The organism is Rhizobium sp. P1_B8 (assembly GCF_056406515.1).
Genome location: NZ_JBFTZZ010000002.1, coordinates 51,714 through 70,352, shown reverse-complemented (window position 1 = coordinate 70,352; position 18,639 = coordinate 51,714). Strand labels below are relative to the sequence as shown.

Genomic DNA, 18,639 nt, shown 5'->3' with positions numbered 1-18,639 from the left:
CAGATTTTCATCAAGCAGGTATGAAATCCGGATCAAAATGATAAGGCCCGTTAGTCTTACCAAGACGTCTTGCCGCCGCGTCTGCGCTGTCCAGAGGACCAGTGTTGAACGCAATCGGGGTTCCAGCAGCATAGCGGGCGATCGTGTTCACGACCGTCTCGAATAGCTCGAGGTTCTTAGGCGGCACCCGCATACCTGCGCCGATTACAATGCAGTCCCATTTTTCGACGAGCGCGGCTTTTGCGTCAGCCTCAGCACTCACGAGATGAAGCCCGCAAAATGCGGGTTCCCAGCCTCTGCGTTTCATTTCCGCCAAGCTTTGGTTGATGCTCTCGGAAATTTTTTCGTGGGTAAGATCGGCTGGAAAGAAAGGGTCGCTCAGATCGACTTCCCGTGGATCTATTCCGATCAGCAGCACCTTGTAGGCCATTTTGGTTCCTCCTTTTCAAATCCATGCAAGTAAGGGCCTGGCCTTACGCCCAGCTATGCACGTCGACGACGGCATCGACGAATGCGCGCGGCGCTTCCTGCGGAAGATTATGGCCGACACCGCCCGATACGGTGCGGTGGTCGTACTTTGCTTTGAATTTCGCAGCATATTTCGCAGGATCCGGATGCGGCGCGCCGTTCGCATCGCCTTCAAGAGTGATGGCCGCGACGTCGATGTTCGGGCCTGATTGAAGCTTCGCCTCCAGATCCGCGAAGCGCTTTTCACCGGCGGACAATCCCAGCCGCCAACGATAGTTGCTTATAACGATGTCGACATGGTCTGGATTGGCGAATGCCCGAGCGGCCTCATGATATGTCTCGTCCGTAAAATCCCAGCGCGGCGAAGCCAATTTCCAGATGACGCGGTTGAATTCGAGCTGATACTGTCGATAGCCCTCGCGTCCGCGTTCAGTTGCGAAATAGTACTGATACCACCACTGCCACTCATCACTTGGCGGTAACGGATGGCGCCCCGCCTCCTGGCTTCCGATGAGGTAGCCACTGACCGACACCAATGCTCGGCATCTCTCCGGCCAGAGGGCCGCTACAATATTTGCGGTCCTTGCCCCCCAATCGAAGCCCGCAATAATCGCGCGATCAAACGTCAGTGCATCCATAAGGTCGATTACATCTACCGCAAACGCCGATTGCTGACCATTTCGCTCGCTCTTCGCAGATAGAAAACGCGTGTCGCCGAACCCTCTGAGATAAGGAACAACCACCCGGAACCCCGATTTTGCTAGGGCCGGCACAACATCTACATAGCTGTTTATGTCATAGGGCCATCCATGGAGAAGGATCACTACGGGGCCGTTCGGTGGGCCGGCCGTAGCATATGCAACGTTCAGCTCTTTGGTAGCAATCCGCTCTGTCGCCTCAAGCTGGGCTGGAGGCCACGTCTCAACTGGCTGCGATCTCGCCTTAGAAAGCGGAGATGCGTTCGACTGCGCCACCACGGCCGGGGTCGCCAGTGACGCGACCACAGCGCCTCCAAATTGCCGGCGGGTGATGCCCGTGCTTCGGCATGTATTCATCGCGCGCTCCTTCCGTGGTGATTAGCGTTCCGCAGCCGCCCGGTCATGGAATGTCCCGATCGGCAGGATTTCACGATTTCAGTCTGCCGGACAACGCTGGAGGGAGCTACTGGACGATGGTGTCGCCAATACCTTGGTGTCCCCGATACCTTCGCACAGATGCGCTTCGGCGACCCGTTGGACATACTTCGCTTGGACGACCCGAAGGGGCTGCGCTTTCGATAGGAGCAGGCGATGGTGGATTGGGACAAGAGACCACGCGAGGGTTGCGAGCTTCCACTTTTCGCCATCGTAGTCGCAATGACCGCAATGGCCGCATCACTGGCATTTGTGCGGAGTCCAGCCGCTGAGACGCGGGTCTGGGTGCCAAGCGTGGAGAGGAACTCGGCCTATGGCGCTGTCGCTACAGGCCGCGCATCTTGTGACAAAGAGCATCTCCGGGGAAGGGGCGATATGTTCAGAACATTTGATAGTCGAGCTGCCAAAAAGCCACTGGATGGCGCGGAAATTGCCATGTTGCGGGTCGTTTTGCGAGACTTTCGCGAGACTCATGGCTTCACTGTTGACGACCAACAAACACTCCAGGCTGCTCGCCGGCTCATCGGCCTTTTTCAGGGCGGAGAGACTGACTGTGCGCGTTTGCGTGCCTTGCTGGACGTCCAATCATTGAATTGAGATCCACAGGAAGGCACGGCGGGGGTGGGGCTTCGGCCGACGTCTCGCCGATATCAACCAGCGTGCCGAGGGCCAGCCACGGCGAACAGCTTCATGTCCTGTCGAAGCGGAACGAACGTCGATGCCGGAAGTCTTCTACGCCGGCCATGTGCGGAGGGGCAGGTTCGAGGTGCGAAAGCATCACCGATCTCGGATGCAGGCTTTCCGCGCATATCAGAGGTGCATTCGCATCTTCGACTCTCACTTTCGGCGCATCAGCCGACCGTAAACGCGTGACGTCCGATCGGTTCAGCCCTAGCTGTCGACCTGAACGCCGCTGGGTCTACTCTTCGAGCAGCACCGCGACCGAGACGCCCGCCGCTATGGTGAATATGCTCGCCAGCACGCTAGCCAGTGTGCTGCCCGCGGCGCGGTCTTGATAGATGTTCCGTGAGACCGCGATGGCAGAAACCTCTGTTGCAGTGGGAAGCACGCCGAGAAGAAACGTTTGGGCCAGTAGCGCCCCCCGCAATCCCACGAGATATGCGGCGCCGAAGATCACTATGGGCTGCAAGACGTTTTTGACCAAGACGTTGAACGTCACTTCCTTGTTGAGCTGCAAGCTGATCCCCGACAGCGTCAAACCAAGCGCGAAAAGCGCTGCCCCTCCAGCCGCTACGCCGATCTCGCTTGCAGCGGTCACGGCAAGTTCGGGCAACTCGAAACCCGACGCCGCGACACAAGCGCCTGCAATAGGAAGAAAAACCAGGGGCTGCTTCACCGCGCTCCATAGCGCGCTGCCCATCCCGATCCGATGCTGTTCGTCGGTCGCGCTACGCGCCAGGACGACGAGTGCGATCGGGACGACGATCAACGTGACGATCAGATTTCCGGAGACCACCATGAGAAGCGCCGACGAGCCAACGGATGCAACCAGAACCGGCGGGCCACAATAGGCGATGTTTGGGAAGGAGCAGGCCAAAGCCTGTACGGCGCTGTCTGCCTCTCCATGCTTGAAAAGTAAATGCCCGGCCGCCCAGCCGATGAGGAACGTCACACCGAACCCTGTGAGAAGGGATAAAAGGATCCTTGCGTTGAAGATGTCCGCCGGATTGGCCTTGGCCGCCGCGAGGAAAAGCGCGATCGGGAGTGCGAACAGCACGACAAACCTCGCCAAGGCGCGGCCATATTCGACTGGCATCATCTGAAGCTTCCCTGCCATCCAGCCTAAGGCGATGCAGAAGCAGATGGGTGCGAGCGAATGGGTCGTGGTCACAAGAATGTTCTGCATCAGTAATGCTCCTGTTCCGGGTTCACCTTGCCTTTGAAAATGAAGTAGACGAGCAGGGTGTAGACGATCGTGATCGGCAGAACGAAGATCCCCGCTCCCCAGAACATGAAGGCCAATGTGGATTGTGGTGCGACCGCCTCGTCCAAGGTCACCGCAGGTGGGATGACGTATGGGTAAAACGACACGGCGAGCGTTCCAAATGCCGCGCCGAATATTGCAACGGACGCAAGGAAGGGCAGCAATGGCACTCGCCAGCGAACTGCTACGCTCAGCGCCAAACATGCGATGGCTCCGATGACCGGGAAGATGAAGATAACCGGCCGTTCTGTCCAACGGCGGAGCAATTCCAGGTCAATGGCTAATGCTCCCACGAAAGCGGCGGCAATAAAAAGGAGTACCGCGGCGAGCAGCCATGGCAGCGTCCGAAACGCGAGAGCTTGGACGTCGTCTTGCGTCTTGTAGGTCAGCCAGCTCGCGCCAAGGAGCATGTAGCCAATGCAGAGCCCGAGCCCACAGAGGACTGCGAAGGGCGAGAGCCATGCGAATGCATCGCCGGCATACCTCCCGCCGACTACCTTCAACCCTTCGACAAGGGCTCCGATCGTGGCTCCCTGAATGAACGCCGCAAGAAATGAGCCGGCCGCGAATGCGAAATCCCAGATGCTCGCAAGCGCACCCGCTCGCGATCGGAACTCGAACGCGACGCCCCGGAAGATGAGCGCGACCAGCATCAGAATGAGGGGCAGATAGAAGGCCGATAGCAAGATTGAATATATCAGCGGGAAAGCACCAAACAGGATGGTAGCGGTGAGAACGAGCCAGGTCTCATTGCCATCCCAGACCGGCGCGATAGCCGAAATCATGTGATTTCGGCTATTCTGCCTTCTGTCGAAGGCGAACAGCATTCCAACGCCAAGATCGAAGCCATCTAGAGTAACGTAGAGAAAGATCGTCAGGGCGAGGGCCGCTACCCAGAACTCCATCATGACACATGCTCCCGCTCGACTGTCAAAGCGACGTCGCTACTTTCCGACAGGGGGCGTTTGGGGTTGCCGATGGCGACGTCGGATTTCAGCCCTTGCACCGGTCCACGCTTAAGGAGAACGTAGATGTAGACTGACCCGAAGATGAAGAGGATCGAGTACACGACTCCAAAGAGCGCGAGGCTGAACGCCACCTCGAATCTTTGAAGAAATGGTGTCGCCGCGTCGGTCGTCCGCAAGAGGCCGAAGACTGTCCAGGGCTGCCTTCCCACCTCGGCCGTGAACCAACCGGACAACGTTGCAATAAAGCCGACAGGGAAGCTGTAGAATATCATCCACAGGAGCCACCTCTGTCCTTCGACGCGTCCGCCCCAAGCGTAGGCCGTTCCAACCCACGAAAGAAAAAGCATTAGGAACCCGCAAGCGACCATGATGCGAAATGCAAAGAAAGGGATCAGCACGGGTGGCCTGTTTTGGACCGGGATACTCTTCAGGCCGATCTCCTTCGAACTGAAGCTCATCGACCCGATGACGCTGCCGAGGTACGGAATGCCGACTTGGTAGTAGTTTTGTTCCGTCTCTTCGTCGGGCCAAGCGACCAGGACTTCGGTGGCCGGTTGTTCGTCGTTCCAACGCCCCTCGATGGCTGCAAACTTGGCGGGTTGTTTGTCGTGAACGTAGTCGCCCGTCAGGTGTCCGACGCCTAGTTGTAACGGCACCAAGAGCGCCGCCAGTCCTAGTCCCGTGCGCAGCATCACTCGCGCTTCCGATTTGAATCTTCCGCGCAGGAGGTGCCATGCTCCGGTTGCCGCCACGCAGAATGCAGTCGTCAGATACGCGGCGAGTAGCATGTGAGGGAACCTGACCCACGCGACTGGGCTAAAGACGATCGCGGCCCAGTCCGTTGGTTCGTAGACGCCGTCGCTGCGTACGATGAAACCTACGGGCCACTGCATCCAACTGTTGTTCACCATGATCCAGAAGGCCGACATCGTAGTCCCGAGCGCCACCATGAGACAGGCGAAGAAGTAAAATGCCGGCCGAACCTTCTTTCTGCCGAACATCAGCACGCCGAAGAACGACGCTTCGAGAGCGAACGCGGTGAAGCTCTCGTAACCAAGCAAGGGTCCCTGAATGGAGCCAGTCCGTCGGGAAAGCTCGCTCCAATTGGTGCCGAACTGGAAAGCCATCACGATTCCGGTGACGACGCCGATCCCGAAGGCGATTGCGAACACGCGCAGCCAGAACTCGAAAAGCCGGCGGTAGACTGTCATGCCGGTCTTAAGCGACATGCCTTCGAGGTAGCAAAGATAGGCGGCGAGGCCGATCGTAAACGCGGGAAAGATGATATGGAACGAGATCGTCGCGGCGAACTGCAGACGCGAGAGGAACAGCGCAGTGATTTCCATATTGGCCTCCTCAGCGTCGTAGGAAGTTCGATAGGGTCAAATCGACGAGTTGGTCGCCTCTACCATTCATCACAGCTTTCAAAGCCCAAACCCCGAATCCCTTCACCTGCGTCGCCTCGATCTTCGGAGGCATTGAGAGCTCTTCGGTGTTCGTGACCACGTCAAGTAGGGAAGGTCCGTCATGCGCGAGTACCTCGCGCAGCGCGTTTTCCAAATCGCCTGGATCCTCGACACGGACACCGTGGATCCCCGCAGCCATGGCTACCGCGGCGAAGTTCGGGTTAGAGAGATCGACGCCGGTTTCGAGAAAGCCCGCTGCCTTCATTTCGAGGGCAACGAATCCCAAAACCGAATTGTTGAACACGATGATCTTCACCGGAAGATTCTGCTGCACAAGCGTCAGGACGTCCCCCATCATCATCGAGAAGCCCCCGTCCCCTGAGAGGCTGATAACCTGTCGTCTGGGGAAGGCGGCTTGAGCACCGATCGCCTGCGGAAGAGCGTTGGCCATCGAGCCGTGAACGAGCGAACCGATCATGCGTCGTCGACCGTTCATCGCAAGATACCGCGCGGCCCATACCGTGGGGGTTCCCACGTCGAACGTGAATACCGCATCGTCGGCCGCGAGATCGCTTACGAGCTTGGCCAGGTACTGGGGATGGATCGGCTTCCTACCCGGTTTGCCCGACGCGAGGTCGTCGAGCCCCTCGCGAGCTTTCGCATAGTTTTTCAGACTGTCAGAGAGATGAGACGTGTCCGACTTCTCGTCAATCCTGGGCAGCAATGCCTCGACGCTGGCCCTCACGTCGCCCACAAGTCCGAGATCGAGAGGCGCGCGGCGCCCAAGGTTCTCCGGTCTGATGTCGACCTGAGCGATCTTGGCGTCGGTGGGATAGAATTGCCGGTAAGGAAAGTCCGTGCCGAGCATCAGCAAGGTGTCGCAGGCGAGCATCGCCGTGTACCCGGACGAAAACCCGATGAAACCTGTCATGCCCACATTGTACGGGTTGTCGTGTTCGATATGTTCCTTACCGCCAAGAGCATGCACAATCGGCGCCTTCAGGCGCGCCGCGAGGGCGATGACTTCGTCGTGCGCCCCATGGCATCCCCGCCCACATAGGATTGTCGTCCGATCGCTCTTGTTCAGCAGGGCGGCGAGACGATCGAGATCGCGTTCTGCCGGGAGTACCGTAGGTGCTTGGACCTTAAGTCCTTCAGGCTGTGAGATCGGGGCGTCGTAGTTGGCCAGGGCAATGTCCCCCGGTATGACCACCACCGCCACGCCTTTCTTGCCGATCGCTGTCCTGACCGCGGTTTCCAGAACACCCGGAAGCTGCTGAACGTTCGAAACCAGCTCGCAGTAGTGACTGCATTCCTTGAAGAGGTTGTCTGGATGCGTCTCCTGAAAATAGCCGCGGCCGATCTCCGTAGATGGGATCTGTGCGGCAATTGCCAGAACCGGAACTCGCGAACGATGTGCGTCGAAGAGGCCATTTATAAGGTGTAGATTTCCCGGTCCGCAGCTTCCGGCGCAGACCGCGAGTTCACCTGTAAGGTGCGCCTCAGCGCCGGCGGCGAAGGCCGCCGTTTCTTCGTGCCTGACATGCACCCAGTCGATGTCGCCTCGGTTCCGCATGGATTCCGTCAGGCCGTTAAGACTGTCTCCGACGACGCCGTAGATGCGGCGTACGCCAGCCGCGTGCAGGACTTCGGTAATGATATCAGCTGCTTTATGCGGCATGACCGCCTCCTTGACTGGTGCTATCCCGCTTAGGCGAGAGTTGGACATCTGAAGATGCCGAAGTGGCGAGAGGTGATGCGTCGCCATCGGATATGAGCCGGGCGCTTCGCTGACGCGTTACGAACGCCCAGATCCAGTCGAGTGCGACCGAAGTCTTGCTGCGGAAACCGATGAGGAACATCACGTGCACGAGCGACCAGAAGATCCAGCCCGTGAATCCGGTGAGCGAGATTTTCCCGATGCGGACCACTGCCGCGCTGCGTCCGACAACAGCGAGATCGCCTTGATGACGATATCTAAAGGGCGGTGGCGGAGGCTTTTGCGCGGCATGCGCTCCGATCACCTTGGCCACGTAAGCGCCCATCTGCTTGGCGGCGGGAGCGATTCCTGGAACCGGCTTCCCATCCGACATTGCAGCGCACGTGTCGCCGATAACGAAGATCTCGGGGTGGTCATCAAGGTTAAGCGCCGCCGACACGAAGACGCGGTTGGACTTGTCAGCCCTCGCGTTCAACCAGTTTGCAGCGGGGGACGCCTGAACGCCAGCCGCCCAGATTACGGTCGCCGCGTCGATCCTTAATCCATCAACCGAAACGCCCTTCGCGTCGCAGTCCGTAACCCGCGACTTGAGTCGTACCTCGACGTTCATCTTGTCGAGCGATGATAGACATTTTTCCGACAGTTCGACTGGGAACGTGCGAAGAAGTCGTGGCCCGGCCTCCACAACCACAATCCTCATGGATTGCGGGTCTATCGTCCGGAATTCCCCCTTCAAGGTCCGGTTGGCTAGCTCCGCTACCGCACCCGCCATTTCGACGCCTGTAGCACCGCCACCGACTATCACCGTCGTCAGGCATCGACGCCTTTCTGCTCCGTCGCGGGTCTTTTCCGCAGTTTCGTAGGCGCGTAACAGATTTTCGCGCAAAGCCCTGGCATCTTCGATTGTCTTTAATCCGGGGGCGAAGGGCTCCCATCTTTCGTTTCCGAAGTACGCGTGCCTCGCACCCGTCGCGAGCACGAGGTAGTCGTAGGGAACGACTGAGCTGCCGTCCGTGACCGTTCTTGATCGAGTGTCAACGGCGTTGACCTCCATCATCAGAACGCGTGCATTCTTTTGAGCAGAGAAGACGCTTCTCACTGGCCACGAGATTTGACCTGGCGAAAGCGACGCCGTCGCGACCTGGTAGAGCAGTGGCTGGAAGAGATGGAAGTTTCTCCTGTCCAGCAACGTGATATCCACCGGAGCAGACCTGAGACCTTGAGCGACGGCAAGGCCGGCGAAGCCCGCGCCGACGACTGCGACGCGGGGCCGGGGCGAGGCGGGAGGACGGTTTACCACGACCAACCCTCCCTTAGTTCAGATGCCGATAAACGGGCTTGTACGTCTTGCTCTTGATCAGTTGGGCGACATCGGCCGGGCGTTCGACATTCGCCAGACCGTTGTCGAAGATATGCTCCGCAATCTTGCGGGCGACGTACAGCGAGGCCTTGAGGATGTTGCTCTGCGGGGGATAGATCAGGCCGAGGTCGAGGCTTTCCTGATCTACCTGCTCAGCAACGGCCTTCGCTGAAACGATGAACATCTCGTCAGTTACAAGTCTAGCCTCGGTCGCATAGACGGCCATTCCCATGGCCGGAAATATGTACACGTTGTTTCCTTGGCCAGGAACGAAGCGGCGCCCCTTCACGGTTAAGGGCGGGAAGGGGCTCCCACTCGCGAACACGGCTTTTCCCTGCGACCACGTGTATGCCTCCTCGGCAGTGCATTCGGACCGCGACGTGGGATTCGAATAGGGGAAAATGATCGGCCGGTCGTTTAGCGCCGTCATCGTCTCGATGACGGTTTTGGTAAAAAGCTTTGGGACGGTGCTGACCCCGATGATCGCGGTGGGTTTCAGGAGCTTGATCGCTTCGACGAAGTCCGTGATGGGTTCGTGATCGACAACGAACGGCTTCTGGAAGTCCTTCACCGCACGCGACGCCACGAGGAGGCCGTCGACGTCGAAAAGCGAGCTGCGGCGACGAGCTTCCTCAACAGGCAGACCCTGCATCACCATGCCCTGAGCGATTAGGTCCGCGATGCCCGTTGCAGCAGATCCTGCTCCAAGGAAAAGAAAGCGCTGATCGGTGAGCTTCCCTCCGCTGATCTTGAGCGCTGCATAAATGCCAGCCAAGGCTACCGAGGCGGTTCCCTGGATGTCGTCATTATAGGTGCAGATCTTTGTCTTGTACCTGGACAGTATCGGGATCGCGTTGAAGTTGGCGAAGTCTTCCCATTGGATGCAGCATTTCGGAAAGAGTCCGGTGACCGCAGCGACGAACTCGTCAATGAACGCGTGATAGTCATCGCCGCGGATTCGGTCATGCCGAAGTCCGAGATAGAGTGGATCATCGAGTAGAGCAGGATTGTTCGTTCCGACGTCGAGCGTGATCGGAAGGCACACCTCCGGGGGGACGCCCGCGCATGCCGTATAGAGAGATAGTTTTCCGATTGGGATTCCCATCCCGCCGACGCCAAGATCTCCAAGCCCGAGAATTCGTTCGCCGTCAGTGACCACGATGAAGCGGACGTCTCGCTGTGGCCAGTTCGAGAGGAGTTCTCTAATGTTCCCTTTGGCGGAGATCGGGATGTAAAGTCCGCGAGCTGAATGGAAGATATGGTCGAATTTCTGACAGGCCTCGCCGACCGTGGGAGTATAAACGAGCGGTATGAACCCCGCGGGATCCGACATCAGAACGGCATAGTAAAGGGTCTCGTTTCTCGCCTGGAGATCCGACAGCAAAAGGTACTTCTGCAGGTCGTCGGTCAAGGCGCCGAGCTGCGCATTAATTCGCGCTACCTGGCTTTCGATGGACGTGGGCGTCGGCGGAAGAAGCCCATCAAGGCCATAAATGTGGCGCTCATTGCTGTCGAACGCAGTTCCCTTGTTCGCGTGCGGGTCGCGCAGAAGCGCATAGCCGTTAGACATAGCTTGTAAAGCCATGGTCGAGCTCCTTGGTTGATTGTTTGTTCGGGGTGTCCGTCGGCCGAGTGCCGAAATGGTATCTCGCTACGGGCTCGAGACACGCCTGCAGCTGGCGCCTCGCTTTCTGTGATCCTGCACCAGGGTGCATGGCCACGCGCTCGACGCTTCCTTAACATTCCGAAAGACTAGGCTTGGGAACCGTCTCCGGCAACACGTACGATGGTATCGATCGTCACGTCGTCCATTTCGAAGACAGAACGGCCTCCGTGAAATCTGTTCGCTTGTAGGTCGGGTCCGTTTTCGAAAGAACGTCCGCCTTGATGTTTCCAAATGTCGTATTGGGCTTTCGGATGGTGCCCATGCAGAACGAGGACAGGATGCCTTGTTTGAATCTCAAGCCTCTTGGGTGACAGGCACATACATCGTTCCGCTGCTTGGACGTGAACTCCTCGAAGCCGATGCCGAGAACGTCCATCTCGACGCCTGCCGTTACCAAGGCCACGGTGGCCCGCTTGTGCTTGGGAATACCCGGCGTCGTGTGGAGGGCCAATCGAATCCCATACGTCATCGACGTCCCGCTCGGCGAGTCCGTAAGATTGAAGAAAGTTTCGGGCGGCATTCGCTCCATCGACTTCGAAACGTTCCTCGGCACTTGAGATATCCATGAGCCGATGTCGTGAAACATCGCGCCGATGTACAGCAGCTCGGCGTCATAATTCACACCCCGGCGGTCGCTAGTAAGCGCGTCAAAGAGGAAAACTCGTCGTGAGTGGTGGTAAAGGAGCTCCGTTTCAGCGTCACGAACGAGCTCGGTTGCTGCCTGAGCCGTCGATGGAATTCTCACCCCCGCGATCGTGCTGAGATTTGTGGACACCTGCGTTTCGCCAACAGTGAACGCCGGACCATCCGGCTGCAAATTTCACTTGAGAATTACTCGCAATCTGGCGGGAGCGTATTGGACGAGTGTACGATTGACGGCGAGCGCTTTAGCGGTGCCATTGGCTGATACCTAAGTGCAATGGAAGCGGGAACTATTGACGCTATCCTCCACGGCGGATCGAACGAAGAAGATCGGAATTTGTTGGAGGTGGCTATGTTGGACGCAAGGAACCCTGCGGGACAAAAGTCGGATCTCGCTGAGGAAGCATCATCAATGGCGCTGGAAATTGCTGTGATCGGCGTGACGGACGTTGACCGCGCCAAGGAATTTTATTCGAGCCTCGGTTGGCGTTTTGACATCGATGTCCTGCGCGATGACTACCGCGTCGTCCAGTTCACTCCGCCTGGCTCCGGCTGCTCGGTCATGTTTGGAAAAAACGTCACTGCGGCAGAGCCAGGCTCGTCGCGCGGCCTTCATCTGGTCGTGACGGACCTGGAGGGCACGCGGCGCAGGCTGCTGGAGCATGGTATCCCCGTCGGCGAGCCGTTTCATGATGCTGGAGGAATTTTCCACCATGCCAATGGCCTTGGGATGGTGGCCGGCATGAACCCGGAACGGAAAAGCTACGCCTCCTTCATGTCATTCAGAGATCCCGACGGGAATGAATGGACGGTACAGGAAGTTACGGCTCGCCTTCCCGGTCGCCTCGGCTCGAAGCGGTTTACGCCGGAACTTGCCGAAGCCGTACGTGGCACGGGCGAATAATACCCAAAAACGAGGCGGTAGGCTTTCGGACCCCGGTGAAACCATCGCTATCGGCGGATGGGTCCAATCTGATCATCACGCGTGTGCCAGGCAATTTCGGACGCGCGCGTTCATCGTAGGAGCAGACCATGAACAATCTCGTCAGCTTATGCCGCATCGCCAAGTCCGACCGATCGACGACGTCGCCAACGGTCCTCATCGTCGATCCACAGGTTGATATGGACAGTCCTCTGGCGTCCGAGTTTCGCGAACGAGGCGTCGTTGTTTTCATAGCTCATGATCAAGCTGCAGCTTTGGACATCGGAGCAAGTGTCCATCCGGTATTTGCAATAGTCGAGGTTCAACTGCGCAACGGATGCGGGTTTGAGGTCATTAAAGCGCTCGCAACTGGCCAGCCCTCATGCAAAGTGTTCGTATCTACGGATTATTGCGATCTCAAGGTGACCGTGTGCGCCGTCAAATTCGGCGCTCTCGACGTTTTCCCAAAATCTATGCCGGTCGCACTGCTGGTCGGCCTGGTACTGGGAGACGAACTCGAAGCGCTGGTTGCAAAGGGCTGCCTTGCGCGCCCTGAGCAGATTAGACGCGACCATATCGTCGGCGTGTATGCAGCTTATGATCACAACGTTTCCCGCGCCGCGCGGCGTCTCTCGATGCACCGACGGTCCCTGCAACGATATCTCGATCAACACGGGGTGAACTGATCCGTCATAAGGAGATCGGAAACCATCGTCTCGCGAGATAACGCTTCAATCGCCATCGGCCTCGTCGACGGGCGGCGTGGCGGTAACACAAACAGAGGGGGGAAAAAGAAGATTGAAAACCGCGCCTTTCGGAACGCCTGCCGCTACCCACAGCTTGCCGCCGTGCGATTCAATAATCGACCGGCAAATCGACAAGCCCATGCCCAATCCGTCGGTCTTCGTAGTGTAGAACGCACTGAAAATCCGTTCAAAGTTGTCTTCGTCAATTCCCGGCCCTGAGTCCTGGACAGATATGTGAACACCGCCCAACGCGGATTCCATCGAATGTATTTTGATTTCGCCCAACGCACCGCCATCCTCATTGATGGCATCGAGTGCATTCATAATCAGGTTTAATACGACCTGCTGCATCTGAACCCGATCGCCTTCAAGAAGCGGTAAGCCCTTAGAGAGTTTGGCTTCCAGCAAGATACCATTCTTGGCCGCCTGGCTGCCCGTTAAGCTGATCACCTCTTCGATAATATCGTTGATATTGAGGGTGGTTTTCTGCGGAGGCGCTTTCTTGATCAGCGTACGGATCCGGCCGAAAACCTGACCCGCGCGGGTGCCGTCCCGCACGACGCGAGCTAGCGCCTTTCGGGCTTCCGGTAAGTCTGGCTCGCCATTTAGCAACATTATCGCAGTTTCCGCGCTGACGACCACGCCCGACAAAGGCTGGTTCAGTTCATGGGCTATGGACGCCGCCAAATGTCCCATTGCGGAGACGCGGTTCGCATGGGCAAGGGCCAATTGGCTCTCGTGGTAGCGTCTCTCATTATCGCGGGCCAGTCTCTCGGCTTGTCGGCGATCCGTAAGGTCGATAACAAACGCAACGCCTTCCATTGATCGCCCTTCGAAAAGCGCGGCACCGATTAGAACAGGAACGCGTGTGCCGTCTTTCTTGACGTACTCACCCTCGAAGGGGGTAGCGACGCCGGTCGCGCTCATTTCGTCCATGACGCGATCGGTTTCTGGATCCCACTCGCCGGGCATTAGGCCTTTCCAGCGCATGTTACCTGCGCTCAGATCCTCACCTTGATATCCAACAATTTGAAGAAATGCATCGTTGGCATCAGTGATTCTTCCGTCGAGGTTCCAAGTGAATATCCCGATGATATTGGCGTTGAAGAGGCGGCGAATACGAGACTCACGCTCTTGGAGATCCCCGTAAAGTCGAGTGTTCTCCAGCGAGATGGCAGCCTGCGTGCCCACAAGCTCTAATAGTCGCGCTCGATCGCTTGTAAAAACGTGCGATGCCAAACGGTTTTCGAGATAAAGCAGGCCACTCAAAGAGCCTTGACGAATGAGCGGAACGCAAAGGATCGACCGCGGGCTCTGCACGGTCAAATACGGGTCGTCGGAAAACAGGTGGTGCTCGGCAGCATCGTCGACAATCAGCGTCTCTTGTGTCCTCATCACATATCGGATGATCGACCGAGGAACTGATGGAGCTGCAAGATCTTCCCGACGCAGAACGATCGACTCGCCTTCCAACAGCGCCTCGGCTTCGATTGTGTAATCGCTCGGGTTGGTTAAGATCAGAAGTCCACGATCGGCGCCTGCGGTCTGCATGGCGATGGTCATCAGGCGCTCAACCAAACGTGGGAGTAAAATTTCACTCGACAGAGCCTGCGATGCTTTAAGCACAGCATCGACGTCGACATCAACGCCCGCTAGGTCTGAGCGGCCGTCAGTTCCCGCCTCCGTGCTGGCTAGACGATGCGCCCTGGCATCAGATAATTGGGGGTAGCGCAAATCTAGTTGCTCAACTTTTCCTAGTGCACCCCATCGTAGATAACAGTCTCGCGATTTCCTGAGATAAAAATTGTAGATTTCTGCAAAGCCTCGGGCGCCATAGAAGTGTGCGGCAGTCTCATACGCTATCGCTTCGTTCTGAAGGAAACCGTTTGCTCGAGCAGACTGAATTGCGAGTTCGTAAAAGCGCTGGGCATCGAAATCGCGGCCCTCAAGTCTTGCGAGTTCGCCGCCGACTAGAGCGGCCCGATTCTCGAAATTTTCTGGACAATTCGAAGCCCACGCCACTAGCTGTCTGTGATGATCCGCTAGAGCATCTATATCCGCCTTCGTGACAATGGCGCCACTTTCGCGCAGCGTTCCAGCGAGAGATAAAGCAGCGTAAAAATGATACTCTGCGACTTCGAACATTGCTGCAGAAGTCCAGAGTAACTCTTTCGCTTTCATCGCCGCGTTCAACGCAACGGAAAACTCCCCGGCAAAAAAACGCGCCTGTAGCTTTCGTATCCAATACCAGCACTCGGGTTGCTTTGTGGAAGGGTCAAGCGCGTAGCGCTCCTCAAAGTCGCTTTCAGCCACTTGTCCGTCATCGAATGAGCCAAGCCGGTCAGTGAGACCCCGCAGGCTTCTTACGACGCCGCGCTGGGCTTTCATGATGTCAACGATATGGCCATAACGCGCGCGTTCAGCGAGCTCCAAGCCGAAGTCGGCCTGGCGTTCCGCTTCTACGAGGGGATCGCCGGCAGCGAGGAAATTAGTGTTGAGATTGTCGCAGCAATATACCGCAAAGGTTGGGTCCCCACTTTTAGTCGCCGTCTCAAATGCTCGGATGATCACGTCCCGACTTTCACGAACATGCTTCATCCACATGAGTGAAAATTGCGCATACCAGAGGTAGGCAGGGGCTCGAAATCTCTCAAGACCGCGATTCTCCACCAGATGATAACCAAGGCTCGCGAACCGGTATCCAGCATTGTAGTCGTTGAACTGTGGCCCGGCTATTTTGCTGAAAAAGACGTACGCGACACAAGACCCGTCGCCGTGGCCTCGCTCGAGACTGATATTGACGGAATGACAGATAGCTAGTGACATAAAGTTCGCATCGACGAAAAGCGCCGACGGTAGTACGCGCGTAAGGACATCTAATGTCGCGAGGGCTGCATCGTCGGTCATCAACGGCATGTCAATGAGCTCTTCGATCGTCCGATCGCCAAGGTTCTTCCAAATTTCGTCGTATTCACGCTTAACCTGAGACCTTTGAGGATGGGGCGTCCAATTCACTCCCAAAGTCTGCAGATACTCGATACAAATGCCGACGGCTTTATCGCATTGGTCGAGGGTAGAGTACAAATCGATGCGTAGACATGCGACGCTCGCGCGGTCGAGTATGTTCGCGGATCTCGGCGAGAGACGGGCTAGCCGATCGTCCGCAGCCTCCATTTCGCCGACAAGGAACTCGCATTCAGCCTGGTACAATTCCAAAGCAAACGCGGTCTCGTGATGTTTTTCCCATGTTTCGTTCGTCAAAAGCGATGCGCCGACCGAGAAGTACTTCAATGCCTGGTGATAGGCCGTTGATGCCCTCGCACGCTTCCCCGCCATCAAATTTAGTTCAGCAAGTTTCTCTCGTTCCACGCTCGAACTAATCAATTCTATTCCGCGGTTTAGATGAGCGACTATGTCGAAGATGATCTCTTCTCTTTGCTCGGCCGGGGTTTGCGAGACCAGAAGACGTCCAATGTGAAGATGAGTCTCGGCGCGGTTTTCCTGTGGAATGAGCGAGTACGCTGCTTCCAGCACCCGGTCGTGCATGAACCGGTAAGAGCCTTCGCTGTGTTCGAGGAACTCACGCCGGGTTGCCTCCCATAACGCGGCATCGACTTGACGCTCTGACTTTGCGAGTACCAATGACAATGTCGCAGTCGTCGCGCTGGTGCCAAGACAGGCTAACCTCTGCAAGGCGACACGTGTCTCCGCCGGCAACTGACCAAGCTTGTTTGCCATCAGCTCGGCAACGTTTGCGGTATATTGCTTGCGCCTGATGACACCGGGATCCCACAACCACTTAAGCTTGCCGGGATCGAAGGTGATCAGGCCTTCCTCGGTGAGGCCAATCAAAAATTGCTTTACAAAGAAAGGGTTACCGTCAGTCTTCTCGTGCATGATCTGAGCGAGCGTCGCTACCTGTGAGTCATCACAATGCAGGGTGTCGGCGAGAAACTGTTCGAGATGACCTCGACTAAGACCCCCCAGAACAATCTGCTGACTTTCGAACCCTCCTTCTCGAATCGAGGTCAGTGTCGAAAGAAGTGGATGGCCAGCGCCGATCTCCCTTTCTCGATAAGCGGCGACCAGCAAAAGGTACCGTACTTCGGAATGCGTCATCAAATCGTGGAGGAGATCCAGGGATGCGGTATCGGCCCAATGAAGATCATCGAGAAATAGGACGAGAGGATGGTTCGCCGTCGCAAACACCCCCACGAAACGGCGGAGCGCAATCTGGAAAGCCTGTTGGGTCTGCTGGACCGAAAGATCGGGAGCTGCCTTCTGTGGCCCGATGATCAGTGCAAGCTCGGGCATGAGATCGACTAAACGACTTCCCTGTGTCCCCAGTGCTTTCTGCAGCGCCTGACGCCAGGTGTCCAATTCGGCTTCGTGTTTGCTTAGGAGGGTGCGGATAGGCCTCTGAAACGCCTGGGCAACGGTTGCATATGGAACGTCGCGTTTCTGCTGGTCGAATTTTCCGGGCGCGAATATCCCCCAAGATGGCAAAAGAATTCGCTGTAGCTCGTTGAATACTGAAGATTTTCCGACGCCCGAGTAGCCGCAAATCGTGATCAGCTCCGGAACGCCGCTGGTTGAAACGCGACCGAAGGAGTCCGTCAAGGATGAAATTGCCGACTCCCGCCCGTAGAGTTTTTCGGACATCATTAGGCGATCAGGGATATCACGGCAGCCCACCGCGAACGGATCTATACGTCCTTTGGACCGCCACTCGGCCAAACACTGCCCCAGATCGTATTCGACGCCCGCAGCGGTTTGGTACCGTTCATCAGCCGTCTTTGCGAGCAGCTTCGTCACAATATCCGAAATCGTGACTGGGATACTGGGGACTCGCTCATGCGGCGGAACGGGCGGCCGAGCAATGTGGCAATGCATCAATTCTAAAGAATCAGACGTAGCGAATGGCAACTCTCCTGTTAGCATTTGATAGAAGATCACGCCCAGTGCATAGAGATCACTGCGAGAGTCAATTGAGCGGTTCATCCTGCCCGTTTGCTCCGGTGCCATGTAGAGCAGGGTTCCGGCAATTGCCTCTGGAGGATCCAGCGCTTGGCGTTCGCGAGGCAGGCGAGTAGCGTAGCCAAAACCGGTAAGGTGCACGCCAGCACTGGCGCCGCCGGCCAAAATGTGGATCGGCTTGAGGTTTTTATGGATCAGGCCAGTTCGGTGCATTTGTCTAATTGCAGCGACGGTTTGTATCGCCAAATCAAGGAACTGCGCGATCGGCATTGGTTTTCCAAGTGTGCGATCTAACCCCTCGCCACCTGGGTCTGCCAGAATTAGCATCGTCTGATCCCGCTCTCGAACAAGCTCCTGGGGTAGTACTGCCCATTCGCCTTCGAGGTGGTCTCTGAGTTGATATTCGTTTTCGAGCTGCGCCAGGCTCGCCGGCCGAGGGAATGGTGTGTTTAACCGCAAGGTGAGGAGGTTTTCAGGACCCCCGTCACAATCCGAAAAGATCTCTCGGGAGAGAACGCGATCGCCATCTTCCCAAAGGAGAATCGAACCGTCTCCGCGCGCGCCAAGCGGGGTCTGGGGATCCATCCGTCACGCTCCACATTCCGCTAACTGATCGTATGGGCACTTTCAGAAGAGCACGAGCAAAAGTTCAGCCATCGCCGTCCAGCTTTTGTTGGCGGCAACAA

Annotated in this window: 12 protein-coding genes and 1 pseudogene; 3 read left to right on the top strand and 10 right to left on the bottom strand. The window is 57.1% G+C overall.

What is annotated here, in order from left to right:
* Positions 1-10 precede the first annotated feature (10 nt).
* The gene (locus tag AC1D2N_RS04080; RefSeq protein WP_051447684.1) at positions 11-430 is read right to left on the bottom strand and encodes a hypothetical protein; all 420 of its coding nucleotides are present in this window, start codon (positions 428-430) and stop codon (positions 11-13) included.
* Between the two features lie 43 nt (positions 431-473).
* Positions 474-1,523 carry an alpha/beta hydrolase gene (locus AC1D2N_RS04075; RefSeq protein ID WP_130653770.1) on the bottom strand — a complete coding sequence of 350 codons (1,050 nt, stop codon included), beginning with the start codon at positions 1,521-1,523 and terminating at the stop codon, positions 474-476.
* A gap of 453 nt (positions 1,524-1,976) precedes the next feature.
* On the opposite strand from AC1D2N_RS04075, the gene AC1D2N_RS04070 reads away from it, so the two are divergent.
* Entirely contained in the window at positions 1,977-2,198 is a 222-nt protein-coding gene (locus AC1D2N_RS04070; protein ID WP_130653769.1) for a hypothetical protein, read from the top strand.
* 322 nt (positions 2,199-2,520) lie between these two features.
* Here AC1D2N_RS04070 and AC1D2N_RS04065 read toward each other — a convergent pair whose 3' ends face one another.
* The 7 genes and pseudogenes from AC1D2N_RS04065 to AC1D2N_RS04035 form a co-directional block, all read right to left on the bottom strand.
* Entirely contained in the window at positions 2,521-3,468 is a 948-nt protein-coding gene (locus AC1D2N_RS04065) for an AEC family transporter (protein WP_130653768.1), read from the bottom strand.
* Entirely contained in the window at positions 3,468-4,454 is a 987-nt protein-coding gene (gene cydB, locus AC1D2N_RS04060; protein ID WP_130653767.1) for a cytochrome d ubiquinol oxidase subunit II, read from the bottom strand. Before cydB ends, AC1D2N_RS04065 begins: the two co-directional genes overlap by 1 nt.
* Positions 4,451-5,860 carry a cytochrome ubiquinol oxidase subunit I gene (locus AC1D2N_RS04055; RefSeq protein WP_130653766.1) on the bottom strand — a complete coding sequence of 470 codons (1,410 nt, stop codon included), beginning with the start codon at positions 5,858-5,860 and terminating at the stop codon, positions 4,451-4,453. Before AC1D2N_RS04055 ends, cydB begins: the two co-directional genes overlap by 4 nt.
* 10 nt (positions 5,861-5,870) lie before the next feature.
* Positions 5,871-7,601 (bottom strand): ubiquinone-dependent pyruvate dehydrogenase, encoded by a 1,731-nt coding sequence (poxB, locus tag AC1D2N_RS04050; protein ID WP_130653765.1) that lies wholly within the window; start codon positions 7,599-7,601, stop codon positions 5,871-5,873.
* Positions 7,591-8,940, bottom strand: a complete 1,350-nt coding sequence (locus AC1D2N_RS04045) for an NAD(P)/FAD-dependent oxidoreductase (protein WP_130653764.1) — start codon at positions 8,938-8,940, stop codon at positions 7,591-7,593. Before AC1D2N_RS04045 ends, poxB begins: the two co-directional genes overlap by 11 nt.
* A gap of 13 nt (positions 8,941-8,953) precedes the next feature.
* On the bottom strand, positions 8,954-10,585 hold the full coding sequence (locus AC1D2N_RS04040) for an NAD-dependent malic enzyme (RefSeq protein ID WP_130653763.1): 1,632 nt from the start codon (positions 10,583-10,585) through the stop codon (positions 8,954-8,956).
* 214 nt (positions 10,586-10,799) lie between these two features.
* A pseudogene (locus AC1D2N_RS04035) lies at positions 10,800-11,441 on the bottom strand (HD domain-containing protein).
* A 144-nt stretch (positions 11,442-11,585) separates the two neighbouring features.
* Here AC1D2N_RS04035 and AC1D2N_RS04030 point away from each other — a divergent pair.
* Together AC1D2N_RS04030 and AC1D2N_RS04025 are read left to right on the top strand one after the other, a co-directional pair.
* Positions 11,586-12,212, top strand: a complete 627-nt coding sequence (locus AC1D2N_RS04030) for a VOC family protein (protein ID WP_245484522.1) — start codon at positions 11,586-11,588, stop codon at positions 12,210-12,212.
* 128 nt (positions 12,213-12,340) lie between these two features.
* A complete protein-coding gene (locus tag AC1D2N_RS04025) occupies positions 12,341-12,916 on the top strand; it encodes a response regulator transcription factor (protein ID WP_130653762.1) in 576 nt (191 codons plus the stop codon).
* Positions 12,917-12,961: 45 nt separating this feature from the next.
* Here AC1D2N_RS04025 and AC1D2N_RS04020 read toward each other — a convergent pair whose 3' ends face one another.
* A complete protein-coding gene (locus AC1D2N_RS04020; RefSeq protein WP_130653761.1) occupies positions 12,962-18,538 on the bottom strand; it encodes a trifunctional serine/threonine-protein kinase/ATP-binding protein/sensor histidine kinase in 5,577 nt (1,858 codons plus the stop codon).
* Between the last annotated feature and the right edge of the window lie 101 nt (positions 18,539-18,639).